The organism is Ruegeria haliotis (genome assembly GCF_013377785.1).
Taxonomy (GTDB): domain Bacteria; phylum Pseudomonadota; class Alphaproteobacteria; order Rhodobacterales; family Rhodobacteraceae; genus Ruegeria; species Ruegeria haliotis.
This window is the reverse complement of the sequence record NZ_JABXWT010000006.1, coordinates 34,759-48,710: the sequence shown is the minus strand read 5'-3', so window position 1 is coordinate 48,710 and position 13,952 is coordinate 34,759. Positions and strand designations below refer to the sequence as shown.

General features: G+C 57.2%; 13 protein-coding genes and 1 pseudogene. 12 read left to right on the top strand and 2 right to left on the bottom strand.

All coding sequences use genetic code 11. From position 1 onward, the window contains the following. Positions 1-2: 2 nt before the first annotated feature. The 4 genes and pseudogenes from HW561_RS12620 to HW561_RS12605 all read left to right on the top strand — a co-directional run. On the top strand, positions 3-1,664 hold the full coding sequence (locus HW561_RS12620) for a Mu transposase C-terminal domain-containing protein (protein ID WP_176865274.1): 1,662 nt from the start codon (positions 3-5) through the stop codon (positions 1,662-1,664). Then, positions 1,642-2,499: a TniB family NTP-binding protein gene (locus HW561_RS12615; RefSeq protein ID WP_235962886.1), complete on the top strand. Its 858-nt coding sequence runs from the start codon at positions 1,642-1,644 to the stop codon at positions 2,497-2,499. The genes HW561_RS12620 and HW561_RS12615 overlap by 23 nt, the downstream gene beginning before the upstream one ends. Next, on the top strand, positions 2,496-3,431 hold the full coding sequence (locus HW561_RS12610; protein WP_328803278.1) for a TniQ family protein: 936 nt from the start codon (positions 2,496-2,498) through the stop codon (positions 3,429-3,431). The genes HW561_RS12615 and HW561_RS12610 overlap by 4 nt, the downstream gene beginning before the upstream one ends. Positions 3,432-3,655: 224 nt before the next feature. Further along, a pseudogene (locus tag HW561_RS12605) lies at positions 3,656-4,105 on the top strand (IS6 family transposase); the annotation flags it as partial. Between the two features lie 68 nt (positions 4,106-4,173). Here the strand turns inward: HW561_RS12605 and HW561_RS12600 are convergent. Beyond that, entirely contained in the window at positions 4,174-5,010 is an 837-nt protein-coding gene (locus HW561_RS12600; RefSeq protein ID WP_176865268.1) for a GntR family transcriptional regulator, read from the bottom strand. Between the two features lie 80 nt (positions 5,011-5,090). Between HW561_RS12600 and HW561_RS12595 the strand changes: the two genes are divergently transcribed. The 8 genes from HW561_RS12595 to HW561_RS12560 all read left to right on the top strand — a co-directional run bounded on the left by HW561_RS12595 (position 5,091) and on the right by HW561_RS12560 (position 13,242). Then, entirely contained in the window at positions 5,091-5,873 is a 783-nt protein-coding gene (locus tag HW561_RS12595) for a maleate cis-trans isomerase family protein (protein WP_176865265.1), read from the top strand. Positions 5,874-5,877: 4 nt separating this feature from the next. Then, complete coding sequence (locus HW561_RS12590; RefSeq protein ID WP_176865264.1) at positions 5,878-7,056, top strand: M24 family metallopeptidase; 1,179 nt, start codon at positions 5,878-5,880, stop codon at positions 7,054-7,056. 17 nt (positions 7,057-7,073) lie between these two features. Then, positions 7,074-9,533, top strand: a complete 2,460-nt coding sequence (locus HW561_RS12585; RefSeq protein ID WP_176865262.1) for a GcvT family protein — start codon at positions 7,074-7,076, stop codon at positions 9,531-9,533. A 151-nt stretch (positions 9,534-9,684) separates the two neighbouring features. Beyond that, positions 9,685-10,530 (top strand): transporter substrate-binding domain-containing protein, encoded by an 846-nt coding sequence (locus HW561_RS12580; RefSeq protein WP_176865260.1) that lies wholly within the window; start codon positions 9,685-9,687, stop codon positions 10,528-10,530. 63 nt (positions 10,531-10,593) lie between these two features. Next, positions 10,594-11,259 carry an ectoine/hydroxyectoine ABC transporter permease subunit EhuC gene (gene ehuC / locus HW561_RS12575; protein WP_176865258.1) on the top strand — a complete coding sequence of 222 codons (666 nt, stop codon included), beginning with the start codon at positions 10,594-10,596 and terminating at the stop codon, positions 11,257-11,259. Between the two features lie 4 nt (positions 11,260-11,263). Next, entirely contained in the window at positions 11,264-11,932 is a 669-nt protein-coding gene (ehuD, locus tag HW561_RS12570; protein WP_176865255.1) for an ectoine/hydroxyectoine ABC transporter permease subunit EhuD, read from the top strand. Further along, entirely contained in the window at positions 11,932-12,747 is an 816-nt protein-coding gene (ehuA, locus tag HW561_RS12565) for an ectoine/hydroxyectoine ABC transporter ATP-binding protein EhuA (RefSeq protein WP_328803277.1), read from the top strand. Before ehuD ends, ehuA begins: the two co-directional genes overlap by 1 nt. A gap of 12 nt (positions 12,748-12,759) precedes the next feature. Then, positions 12,760-13,242: an amidohydrolase gene (locus HW561_RS12560; RefSeq protein WP_176865253.1), complete on the top strand. Its 483-nt coding sequence runs from the start codon at positions 12,760-12,762 to the stop codon at positions 13,240-13,242. Here the strand turns inward: HW561_RS12560 and HW561_RS12555 are convergent. Beyond that, positions 13,239-13,919 carry an IS6 family transposase gene (locus HW561_RS12555; RefSeq protein ID WP_176865251.1) on the bottom strand — a complete coding sequence of 227 codons (681 nt, stop codon included), beginning with the start codon at positions 13,917-13,919 and terminating at the stop codon, positions 13,239-13,241. The genes HW561_RS12560 and HW561_RS12555 overlap by 4 nt on opposite strands. Between the last annotated feature and the right edge of the window lie 33 nt (positions 13,920-13,952).

Here is a 13,952-nt window from a genome sequence, read left to right as displayed (position 1 = left end):
GGATGAGTGTCGGCCTATTGGGGCGGGGGATTTGCGTGGTAAATGAGCGTCTTGCGAAACACCGTGCAGCGGTTCTTCGGCCGATCCTGGAGCTTGAGAAGAGAGGTGAGCCGATCAGCGCGGCGATCGGAGATGCCGCTTGGGAACTGGGCTTGGCGAAAAGCCACACATGGTCGCTTTTCCGGCGTCTGAGAGAGAACGATGCCCGTGCCTCGGCGTTGGAGTTGGACCGTCGCGGGCCGAAACCAGGGTCGAAACGGATTGCCGAAGGCGTCGAAATCATCATCGATGAGAGCCTGCGAAAATACTATCTGATCCGCGAGCGCTCGAGCTTTCTTCGCATCTGGCGCGAGATTCGGGCCGAGTGCGTGGCGAAGGGGTTTCAGCCCCCGACCCGGAGAACGGTCAAAGCTCGCCTCGACGCGATGGATCAGCGAGAGGTCTTCCGGAAACGGCGCGGGGCAGAGGAGGCTGACAAGGTCTTTGCAGCGCGTCCTGGCCGCCTTGAAGTTTCAGCCCCGCTGGAAGTCGTTCAGATCGATCATACGACTTCGGACATCACGTTGGTCGATCACGTCAATCGACGGCCACTTGCGCGCCCCTATCTGACGGTGGCCATCGATGTCGCGAGCCGGATCGTCCTCGGAGTCCATGTCACTTTCGATGAGCCATCTGTCTTGTCGATCGCCCTATGTCTCGATCACTGCGTGCGCCGGAAATCGGTGCACGTCCCTGGAACAAAGGAAGAGGTGGTTTGGCCGACGGCCGGCATTCCGAAGGCGATCTACGTCGACAATGCGCGGGAGTTCCACAGCGACGCCTTCAGAATGGCCTGCGAAGATTGGGGCATTACTGTCGAGTATCGTCCGCTTGGCGGCAAACACTACGGCGGCCATGTCGAACGGCTGATCGGAACGACCATGGGGGCCGTTCATGTGCTGCCCGGGACGACGCAATCCTCTATCGTTGAGAAGGGCGACTATGACAGCGAGAAGCACGCGGCCCTGACACTGACCGAGTTTGAGGACTGGCTTCATCTCGAAATCTGCCGATACCACAATACGGTTCACGAAGCTCTCGGACGAACGCCGCTTGCGGCATGGGCGGACATGGGCGGGGATACTGCGGGACGGCAGGTTGTCGATGTCGATGCCTTTCGGACAAGCTTCCTGCCGTTCGAGTGGCGTCAGCTCGGGCGCACCGGGATCACGCTCTTCGGGGTCCATTACTGGAGTGATGTCTTTGCATCGTTGGTCGGACGGGGGCAGGGCAAGGTACAGGTGAAATACGATCCGCGAGATTTATCGCAGGTCTGGGTCATCACCGGTGATGACCGCGTGATCCCAGCACGCTACCGGGATCTCAGCCACCCGCGGATATCGCTTTGGGAAAGTCGGCGGGCGCGGAAAGATTGGCAGGAAAAGCATGGTGGCCGGATCAACGAGCGGGTCCTATTCCAATTGATTGACGCGCAACGGCAGTTGGCTGAGGCGGCGCGCCAAAAAACGCGGACTGCCCGGTTGGAAAACGAAAGAGACGCGCGGCTGCCCCGGCACCAACTGCGCCGTGATCCGTCGCGCGAAATGTTCGCGATTGATACAGGCAACCCTGATCTGCCAACCTATGAGATTGATGAGTTTAATGACCCCAGAAGAAAGAATTGACGGTATCCGCGGCGACCATTGGATCGCGTTTGACCGTGCCACCATCGTTCTCAACCGATTGACATCCCTGATGGAAATGCCACAGCAAAGCCGGATGCCAGGGCTGATGGTTTATGGAAGTTCCGGCATCGGAAAGACGATGATCGCCAAGCGGATGGCGAGCAAATATCCAACGCAGTACAACGCTGAACTGGGCATCACGAAAACACCCATCCTGCTGGTTCAGGCCCCGCCGGCCCCGGACGAACGACGGTTCTATCAACACATCCTGGCGACGATCGGGGCACCTATGTGGGGTCGGCATATCGTGTCCGAACTCGAGGTGCGCGCGCTCAGTCATTTTCGGGACATGGACCTTAGGATGCTGATGATCGACGAAGTGCATAACCTTCTTGCTGGCAGCTACCGTGAGCAACGCCGTTTCCTGAACATGCTCCGGTTCCTCGCCAACGATCTCTGCGCCTCGCTCGTCGTCTTCGGTGTGAACGAAGCTCTGGAAGCGGTTCGAGGAGACGATCAATTGGCCCGACGTTTGGACGAACACTACCTGCCGCTCTGGGAAGACGATGTGGAGTTCTCTCGCCTGATCCAGACGTTGATCGCGGCGATGGCGCTTGAGCAACGCTCAGGCCTTACGGTGGCGTCGCTTCGGACGATCCTGAAAGTGACCGGTGGCGTCACCTCGCGCGTGTTTATCATGATCAAATCCCTGGCTATCGATGCAATCGAGACCGGAGAAGAGCGGATTACGGACGAAGCGGTTCATGCCTGGCAACCGGTTTGGACGAAGCATGCCTGGAACATCCCTCGACAGCCCGCCGCTGCATTCGGGTGACCGTCAGACCGCTACCGTTTCGACCGCCACCTATGCGTGATGAGCTTCTGTCGAGCTGGATGGGTCGCTTGGCGAAGGCCAATCATTGTTCGGTTGAAGAGCTTTGTGGCTATCTGGGTTTGGGGCAGGGCAGGGTGCCGGAATGTGCAAGCGAACTGCGGACGGCGAACTGGGCCATGCTATGCGGGGCGGTTCAGCGGTCCCCGGATGAAATCGTCAGCATGGCTCTTCCGGATTCAATGCATCATGACGTGCAATACGTGTCCCGGCATGACTTCCAATATTGCCCGGGGTGTGTTGCTAAATCACCCGATCTGGTGCTTCGCCATTGGCGCTTGGCATGGTCGATGACCTGTGAAATCTGCGGCCAGGTCCTGGCAGCCAAGTATCCAGCCAAAGATGTATCAGGCAGACTTCATGCCCGCGCTTTGCGTGGCGCGGAAGTTCTGAAGACGGCTGCTACCACGACCGATCTCGCGCGGTTGCGCCGGATCAGTCTGACCCTGCAAGTCATGTCGGTGCTGAAGATCGGGCGTCTTTGGTCGCTCACCTCTGGGAACAAGCGCGATAGGCTACTGGCGCTTACTGCGGTTGGTATCGGCACGACCCGTCCCTTGTTGGGTGCCGCCATCATACTGCGAGGAAACGACCTGGCGGCCCGGGAGTTGAGCCGCGTCTTTCCTGAACATCGTCAGATAATCGAGCGGATCCGTGGATTGTCGCAGGACCTCGGTCGACCGCTTCCTGAACTGGGTGAAACTGGACATCCAACCGGGCATGAAACACATGGATTGTGCCGCCCAAGAGTGTCGGAGAGCGCTTTGCAGGCCGCTCGTCAGGCCATCTCAGAGCTTGGAGCAGACGCAAATCGTCAAGCGCTTCTGACACGCGCCGATACAATCTGGAAGCACTCAAGTGGGGTCAAGTCATAAGCCACGGAACCTGTGGATACATTGCAATTAAGGGTACAAAAACGCCCAAGAACGCCGTGAATCCGTAAATTCTGATTTATTAGGGTACAGTGACAGCGCATGAGACCTTTGGGGGTTGATGCCTTGAACGCCGAGATGAAGCGCCAATGGGATGACTTCGGAAAGAACCTTGCAGGTGGTCGATACCGGACTAAAACCATCGAGAGCTACTGCTCAATTAAAGAACTTACATCAAAGTGAAAGGCAACTGGGTCTATCTATACCGGGCCGTCGACAAACACGGCAAAACTCTCGATTTCATGCTCTCACAACGTCGAAACAAACCGGCCGCGACAAAGTTCTTCGCCCGGATGTTGGAGATCAATGGTCTACCGCGAAAAATCGTCATCGACAAAAGCGGCGCCAACTCAGCTGGTATCAAGGCCATAAACAAGATGCTCAATGGTTTTGGTTGCCCGCTCCCGATCGAGATGGTGAGGCGGAAATACCTAAATAACATCGTGGAGCAAGATCACAGGTTCATCAAAAGACGAACCCGTCCGATGCTTGGCTTCAAGTCATTTGAATCTGCATCTGCAACTCTTTCAGGTATCGAAGTCGCGCACATGATCCGCAAAGGTCAATTCACGCCCGGACTCTGTCCATTTCTACAGTTCGCAGAACTGGCGGCATAAGCCGCGGGTTCAGTGTCAACTCTTCGTTCAGTCAGAAACTTCGCAACAGATCCTTCTGCACTTGCCTGTTAGAGGCCGGGGCGCTCGCCCCGGACAAGCGCGCGAGCGGTGAATTTGGCCAGCTCACCGCGCCAAATCTGGCGGCCGTAACAAAAGGGCCTTTCGGTGGCATCGCAGATCACCTGTTCCAACTCGATACCCGCGTGATAGGTCGGCAGGCCAAGGTGCCGAGCTTCGTCCTCCTGAAGGGCGCGCATGCGTATGGTGATGTCGCCTGAACAAGACTGCGTACCGTACGCCCTCTCCAATAGCAGGGTTGTGGACTGTTGCAGGTCATGATTGAACAAACCCGGGAACCACTTTGCAACGACATACTCCACCTCGATAAACGCAGGCAGTCCGTTGAGTAGAAAGAGTCGGGTGTATTCAAAAAGCGCTTCATCGCGGTCAATGCGCAGCTTCTCGGCCAGCAACCCGTCGGCCTGTACGGTTTTCTTGGCAAGCACCTCAACTTCCAGTTCTTGGCTGCCGCCATCAACGTCGGCGGTCAGGCTGACCGTGCGGCTAATGTCATAGGTCAGCCGCTTAGGAGAAACGAATCGGCCTCGTCGCCCGGCACTGTACGCCAACCCCTCCATTTCCACGGCAATTAGGGCTCGCCTTGCCGTCATCCGGCTGATTCCGAATCGTTCTCCGATGGTTCTTTCCGATGGTAAGGCTGCATGTTCGGCCAGTTCACCGCTGCGGATTTGATTGCGAATATGGGACGCAACCTTTAGAAAAGCTGGTCTTTTTTCCTGATCATTTGCTTCGGGTCCGCTCATGTCAGCCTGTCTAGCACAGAAATTTGTTGGCCGACAGCATGTACTGGTATATACCAATGAATGAAGAAGCGAAAACTCCATGCCATCGACCAACGACGCTCTGGATTTTTGCAGTAAATGGGAGGGATGACTTTGCTCGACATGGGGTTGGAGCCAGCGGTATGAATCCGGAGCCTCATATTCAGGCATTGCGGTTTGACATCGATGCCGGCCTCGGTGGTCGAGCCAAGGTAGGCCTGATCGTGTTGCAAACGGATCAGACCATCGAGCATGAATTCGCAACCGCATTGCGGCGCGATGACGTAGCCCTGTACCATGCGCGCATTCCCAATGAAATGGATGTGACCCCGGATACATTGAGCCAGATGGAGGCTGACTTGCCCGTGGCCGCCGCGCTATTGCCGCCGGCGTTCGAATTTAATGTTATCGGCTATTGCTGCACCTCGGGCGCGACGATGATCGGCGAGGGGCGGGTGGATGAGATTTTGCGCCGCGTACATCCGAACGCAAAAACCACCAACCCGCTGACTGCCTGCAAGGCAGCACTGCAAGCATTGGGGTTGAAGCGGATTGCCTTGATCACACCCTATACTGCTGAGGTCACCGCTGAGTTGCGGGACACGCTAGCGCTGGCAGGCTTCACTGTCAGCGCAGTGGGGTCATTCAATCAATCGGATGATTTCACTGTCGCCCGGATTTCTTCAGGTAGCATTCTGGCCGCAATTCAAGAGGTCGGGGCTCGTGAAGATTGCGACGGAGTCTTTGTTTCTTGCACCAGCCTCCGCGTTCTGCCCGTCATATCCGAGGCCGAGGCCCGTCTGGGCAAGCCGGTTCTGTCCAGCAACCTGGCGACGGCCTGGCACTTGGCCCGTCTGGCCGGGATCACCGACACCTCGAACAACGCTGGCCGCATTTTCCAACATCAACTGACGTCACAGGACTGACTCCATGACCGACCCGCATCCCGCCGCATCCCGTGGTTTCAGCACGTCCGAGTTTGAACGCAGAACGGACGCTGCCCAAAAGATAATGGCGCAGTGTGGTCTGGACGCGATGTTGCTGACCACCGAGCCCGAGGTACGGTATTTCACTGGGTTTGATACGATCTTCTGGCTCAGCCCGACGCGGCCCTGGTTCGTTGTGGTTCCTTCCAAGGGTAAACCCATTGCCGTGATCCCGGAAATCGGCGCGCCCAGCATGTCGCTGACATGGGTCACCGATATCCGCACCTGGCTTGCACCTCGGCCCGAGGATGACGGCATCACCCTGCTAACAGATACTCTGCATGAGGTGATGCCAAACGACGGCACCCTTGGTCTGCCGATGGGTCATGAAACCCATGTTCGCATGCCCGCAGCAGATTTTCGGAGGCTGCAATCGGGGCTGGACGGTATTTCAATTGCCGATGGCACCGATGTGGTGCGTAGCCTGCGCATGGTGAAATCTGAGGCTGAGATCACCAAGATCGCGCGCATGTGCTCGATTGCTTCATCCGCATTCGCGGATCTGCCTAATCATATCAAGGCGGGCGATACCGAGCGTCAGGCCTTTGCCAAGTTCAAGATCGATCTGCTGCAAAAGGGTGCCGATGACGTGCCCTATCTGGTCGGCAGTTCCGGCCCCGGCGGATTCACCGATGTGATCAACCGCCCGACGGACCGGGTGATCATCGAGGGCGACATGCTGCTGCTGGATACTGGTTCTCTGTACGACGGCTATAGCTGCGATTTCGACCGCAATTTTGCCTTCGGTCATGCCTCGGACGCGGCCAAGACCGCATATGATCTGGCCTGGCGCGCCACCGAGGCCGGATTGCAGGCCGCCCGCCCCGGCATCACCACGACCGAGCTTTGGGCCACGATGGGCAAAGTGCTGGAAGATGGCGGATGCAGCGGCCATCAGATCGGCCGTATGGGGCACGGGCTGGGCATGCAGGTGACCGAGTGGCCTTCGCTGATGGCCGGGGACGACACCATGATCGAGGCCGATATGGTGCTGACCTTAGAACCGGGTCTGGCATTTGGCGACGGCAAGATGATGTTGCACGAGGAAAACATCGTTATCCGCGAAGGCGGGGCCGAACTTTTGACCCGCCGCGCCGCGCGCGACCTTCCGATTATCACTTAAGTCAACGGGTATAGATCATGAAAAAACAACTCCCGTCCCATGCGCAGGTCGTCATCATCGGTGGTGGCATACATGGCTGTTCGGTAGCTTATCACCTTGCCAAGCAGGGCCTCACCGATGTTGTTCTGCTGGAACGCAAGCAACTGACCTCGGGCACAACCTGGCACGCAGCTGGTCTTGTGGGGCAATTGCAGGGCAGCCACGCGACAACCGACTTTGCCAAATACGGCATCGAACTGCTTGAGGAGATTGAGGCCGAGACCGGCCAGAATCCGGGCTATCGCCGGTCCGGGTCAATCTCGGTTGCGGTGAATGATGAACGGATGGCCGAGCTTAAGCGCAAGGCCGATTTCGCCAAATTGTTTGGAATCGACGCACATTACATGTCGACGCCCGAGATTCAGGAACGTTGGCCGCTGATGAACCCGGATGGTGTTCTGGGGGGCATTTATATGCCCAGCGACGGCTCGGCCAACCCGATCGATCTGACCACCGCGCTGGCCAAGGGCGCGCGCGCGCGGGGGGCCAAGATCTTTGAAAACATAAAGGTCGAAGAGGTTTTGACCGAAGGCGGCAAGGTCACCGGCGTGCGTACTGATCAGGGCACGATCACCGCCGATTATGTGGTCAACTGCGCGGGGATGTGGGCCCGTGAACTAGGACAGCAGAACGGGGTCGGGGTGCCGCTGCACGCCTGCGAACACTATTATCTGGTGACCGAAGCGATTGAGAACCTGCCCAGCGATCTGCCTGTGCTGAGATCCTATTGCGACGGCACTTATTGGAAGGAAGATGCTGGCAAGCTGCTGTTCGGCTTTGCGCATTTTCAGGCCAAACCCTGGGCCGTGAACGGTATTCCCGACACATTCGAGTTCGACAGCCTGCCCTTTGTCGAAGACGATGTGATGTCGGTGCTGGAATTGGCGATGGAGCGGGTTCCGCTGCCCGATGTCGGCATCCGCACCTTTTTCAACGGGCCGGAAAGCTATTCCTATGACGGACGCTTCACCCTTGGCGAAGCCCCTGACGTGAAAGGGTATTTCGTTCTGGCCGGGGTGAACTCGACCGGGATTCAGTCCGGGTCGGGCGCGGGCCGGGCGCTGGCGCAGTGGATCATCGACGGCCATCCCCCCATCGACCTGAGCGAGATGGATCCCAAACGCTGTGAGGATTTCCAGGCCCGCGACCTGTATCTGCGCGAACGTTGCCCGGAAACGCTGGTGCTGACCTATGCGATGCACTGGCCCAACCGCCAGCGCGAGACCGTGCGCAACCTGCGCCGTACTCCGTTCTATCACCCGATGAAGGCCCGTGGTGCCTGTTTCACCGAGACACAGGGCTGGGAACGCCCCGGCTGGTTTGCGCCGCAAGGGGTTGAGCCGAAATATGAATACAGTTTCGGTCGTCAGAACTGGTTCGACTATGCGATCGAGGAACAGAAAGCCGCACGCGAACAAGTTGCGATGATCGACTATACCATGCTGGGCAAGCTGATGGTTGAAGGCCGCGACGCCGAACGCTTTCTGCAACGTATCTGCACCAACAACATGGCGCTGAAAACCGGGCGCGTGGCCTATACGTTGATGTTGAACGAACGCGGCGGCATCGAAAGCGACGTGACCGTTGCCCGCCATGCCGATGACAGTTTCATGATGATGAGCTCGATCTCACATACTCGTCGTGACTATCTGCACCTGCGTGATCAGATACAGCCCGGCGAAGATGTGCGCCTGCGCGATGCCACCGCCTCATACGGGGTGCTGGGGATCATGGGGCCGAAAAGCCGCGACCTGCTGCGCGCCGTCAGCGATGATGTGGATCCCCCGAACGAAGCGTTCCCGTTCAACAGCCTGCGTCATTTCCATATCGGTCATGCCAAAGTCTTTGCCCAACGCCTGTCTTATTCCGGTGAAATGGGGTGGGAGATCTTTGTTTCTCCCGACTTTGCCGAGCATGTGTTCGAGGTGTTGATGCAAGCCGGAGAACAATTCGGCCTCCGCCTGATCGGCGGCGAGGCGTTGAACGCACTGCGACTGGAAAAAGGGTTTCTGCACTGGGGCCACGACATGGCCTATACAGAATCCCCGCACCAGATTGGGATGGAGTTTGTCTGCAAGACCAAAAAAGACATCCCCTTTACCGGCCGCGATGCCTATCTGGCGCGCAAGGCGGAAAACAAGGGGCCGTTCCTGTGCTCGGTCAAGCTGCGCGATCCGGGGCCGCTGCTGCATCATAACGAACCTGTGCTGCGTGACGGCAAGGTCGCGGGTTACGTCACCGCCGGGGCCTGGGGCCAGTCGGTTGGCGCGGCCGTGGGTCTGTGTCTGCTGAACCTGCCGGATGGCGAGACGGAAAAAGCCGCGGTTGAGCAGGGTGCGTTCACGGTTCTGGTCGAAGGTCAGGAGATTGAGGCCGACATAAGTCTGACTCCGTTCTACGACCCAAAAAGCAAACGGATGCTGTTTGGCGACACCTGATGCCAATCAGAAAAGAGGAGGACACGCCCATGCGCAAATGCCTGATCAACAGCTCTCATCCAGGGCAAAGCGTTGGGGCGTGGCCTTCGGTTATAGCAGAATTTTCAACCTGATAACCGAGGCAACACTTGTAACCTAAAGGGAGGTCACTATGACTACTGCAACATTCAAATTGATCGGCGCGACGGCATTTACTGCTGTGATGGCGGTAACATCGGCTCTGGCTGGTCCAATCGAGGATCGGATTGCAGCGGGTGAGCCGCTGCGTATCGGATTCGCAAATATCCCGATCTGGGCTTATCCCGGCGATGACGGGCAGGCCGAAGGCTTTGTCAACGAGATCGCCGTGGAGACATTGGCCAGCATGGGGTACGACAATGTCGAAACCGTTGTCACCGATTGGGCCGGTTTGATTCCGGGCCTGAAAGCGGGCCGCTATGACATGGTGACCGGCGGCCTTTATATTCTGAACAGCCGTTGCCAGAACATCGATTTTTCCGAACCAGTGGGCAATTTCGGCGACGCCTTTCTGGTGCCTACAGGCAACCCCAAGAACATCACCACCTACAAGGATGTTCTGGATCAGGGCGTGACCATGGTGACCGGCGCGGGATACAACACAGTTGAATCCGCCAAAAAAGAAGGCCTGACCGATGCGCAGATCATGCAGGTGCCTGGCCCGACCGAGGTCTTTGCTGCCGTCAAGGCAGGCCGGGCGGATGCGGGCATCCTGACCTACTTCGAAGTCAAGGAACTGGCTGACAAATCCGACGGCGCACTTGAGGTCACCGACCCCGCCCTTCTGCCGGATTGGACCAAGAACTTTGCCGCAATTGGCTTCCGCCCGGAAGATGCGGACTTCTTGGCAAAATACAACGCGGCACAGGCAGCATACATGGGCACGGATGAAATGATGGCCACTGTGACTCCCTACGGCTACACCGAATCCCACCTACCCGGTGACATAACTGCGGAATGGGCCTGCGCCAACCGCTGATAACTGATTGCGGTGCGCCACCCGGCGCACCGCCCCTTGCACCCCGACCAGGTAATCAATCTGATGACCCTATTAGAATTTGTCGCCCAATACTGGCCCCGCCTTCTGACCGGCACCGCGAACACCGTTGCGCTGTTTTTTCTGTCAGCGGCATTGGGTATAGCCATTGCGCTGGTGATGGCGCTGATGAAGCTGTCATCATACCGCGCGCTGCGGTGGACCGCGATCAGCTATATCGAGATATTTCGCGGTACTTCGCTGCTGGTTCAGTTGTATTGGGTATTCTTCGTGATGCCGCTGTTCGGCTTCACCATCGAAAAATTCACAGCGGGTTATCTGGCTGTCGGGATGAACATCGGCGCGTATGGAGCCGAATTGGTACGGGGCGCCATTCTGTCCACACCCAGAGGTCAATGGGAGGCCGCGCTGGCTATCAACATGAGCCCGGCCAAGCGCATGTGGCGGATTATCCTTCCGCAAGCGCTGGTCAACATGCTGCCCGCCTGGGGCAATCTGCTGATAGAATTGCTGAAAGGCACCGCGTTGGTGTCGTTGATCTCCGTCGCCGACCTGATGTTCGAGGCTAAGCAGATCAATGGTTCGACCTTCCTGTCGGCGCAGGCTTTCGGCACAGCCCTGATCATCTATTACGTCCTAGCGCGCTTTATACTGACACCATTCATGCGGTGGGCCGAGCGCGCGATGGCCCGCAAAATCGGAAAGGCTTGAGATCATGTTTGACTGGCGTTGGGACTTTGTCGCCGAAATCATGCCACGCCTGCTGTGGGCCACCGGAAACACCCTGATGGCAGCCGGGATCGGATATGTGATTGCCCTTGTTCTGGGCCTGTTTCTGGCCCTTGGGCAGCGCGGTTCGAACCGGGTTCTGACCACCATTCTGCGCGAGGGGATCGAGTTCATCCGGTCGACCCCGCTGATCCTGCAGATCTTTTTTGTCTTTTATGTTGGCCCGCAGTTCGGCCTTGTCCTCAGCCCTTGGGTGGCTGGCATGATCGCCATCGGTCTGCATTACTCGTGCTATCTGTCCGAGGTCTATCGGGGCGGCATCGAAAGTGTTCCGCGCGGCCAGTGGGAGGCCGCGACCGCATTGAACATGACCCGCTGGCAGACCTACAAACAGGTGATCATCCCGCAATCGCTGCCCTTCGCGCTCGCTGGCATGGGCAACTACCTTGTGGGAATTTTCAAGGACACGCCAATGCTGTCGGTGATCGGCGTTTATGAACTTGTCCATACCGCAAACGCAATCGGCTCGGAAAACTACAGGTTTTTGGAACCCTACACACTGGTCGGTTTCATCTTTCTGGCTATCTCGCTGCCCACTGCCGCTCTGGTTCGGTTGTTCGAGGGTCGCGTCCGCAGCAAAATGGGAATGAACTAATGCAAAATCTGGTAGGCTATCCGCTCGAACTTACAGGCGAAGATACCCCGATGGTCCGGTTCACGAACGTTCGCAAATCATATGGGCCACTGGTGGTGTTGGACGATCTGAACCTCGATGTGGCCGAGGGCGAAATGGTATCCATTATCGGGCCGTCCGGCTCAGGTAAAACCACTGTTCTGCGTATGCTGATGACACTGGAAACGATAAACGGCGGATGTATCTATGTCGACGGCAAGCCTTTGACGCATATGCCGAAAAACGACAAACTGGTTCTCGCTAATACGCGCTATCTGCGTGAAAGACGCGCCGATATTGGCATGTGTTTTCAGCATTTCAATCTGTTCCCACACATGACCGCTCTGCAAAACTGCATGGAAGGTCCGGTGCAGGTTCTTGGCCTGTCCAAGACCGAGGCGCGTGAGCGATCCGAGGAATTGCTTGAATTGGTCGGCATGATTGACAAGAAGGATCAGCACCCCTCGCGCCTGTCCGGCGGCCAGCAGCAGCGCGTCGCAATTGCCCGGGCGTTGGCGATGCGGCCCAAGGTGATGCTGTTTGACGAGGTGACATCGGCTCTGGACCCTGAGGTGATCGGCGAGGTTACCAACGTGATCCGCGCGCTGGTCTCACAGCACAAGCTGACCATGTTGATGGTGACCCACCAGATGGGATTTGCCCGTGATATCTCGGATCGGGTTTGCTTTTTTTACGGCGGCAAAATCGAAGAACAGGGCCCTCCGGCGGATCTGTTCGGCAACCCGCAGAAAGAGCGCACCCAGAAATTCCTGAGTGCGGTCAGCGAAGCGATCTGAGTTGGGTGCAGCATGATTGATTTTGATAGTAGGCTAACGGCCCTGCGCCACAGGTTTCATCGCAATCCGGAACTTGGGTTTCAAGAAAAACGAACCAAGGCGATAGTTGCGGATGTCCTGCGGGGCCTGGGGCTGGACGTTCACGAGGGCGTGGGTGTCGTCGGGGTGCTGAAAGCCGGTGAGGGTAATAAGGCCATTGGTCTGCGCGCGGATATGGATGCACTGCCGATCACGGAAGTCAGCACGCATGACCACGCTTCAGAGACTCCCGGCGTTATGCATGCCTGCGGGCATGACGGGCATATGACGATGTTGCTGGGCGCGGCTGAGATACTCGCACAGAACCCGAATTTTGACGGCACCGTGATATTCATCTTCCAGCCCAACGAAGAACACGGCTTGGGCGCGTGCGCTATGATTGACGAAGGTGTGCTGGACGGTTCCGTTGCAAAGTTAGCGGTTGTTCGGAATACTGCTTTTGTGCCGATGGGTTAGGCGGCCAGTTCTGCGAATTGTAGAAATGGACAGAGTCCGGGCGTGAATTGACCTTTGCGGATCATGTGCGCGACTTCGATACCTGAAAGAGTTGCAGATGCAGATCTAAAGGACTTGAAGCCAAGCATCGGGCGGGTTCGTCTTTTGATGAACCTGTGATCTTGTTCCACGATGTTATTTAGGTATTTCTGCCTCACCATCTCGATCGGGAGCGGGCAACCAAAACCTTTGAGCATCTTGTTTACAGCCTTGATACCAGCTGTGTTTGCGCCGCTTTTGTCGATGACGATTTTTCGCGGTAGACCATTGACCTCCAACATCCGGGCGAAGAATTTTGCAGCAGCCGGTTTGTTTCGACGTTGTGAAAGCATGAAATCGAGAGTTTTGCCGTGTTTGTCGACCGCTCGGTAGAGATAAACCCATGATCCCTTTACTTTAATATGGGTTTCGTCCATTCGCCAGGAACGGTCGCATGGGCCTTTGCGGCGGCGTGCCGCGTCAGCGATTGCGCAAGAGTATCGTGTCACCCAGCGGTTCAGCGTGGTGTGATCGACGGACACACCACGCTCTGCTATGATCTCTTCCAGATCGCGGTAGGAAACGCCATATCGAACGTAGAAGAATACTGCGAACAGGATCACATCCTTCGGATACTGTGCACCTTTGAAGGAAATCATGAGCTGGCTTTCGACTTGATACGACCGACAGTC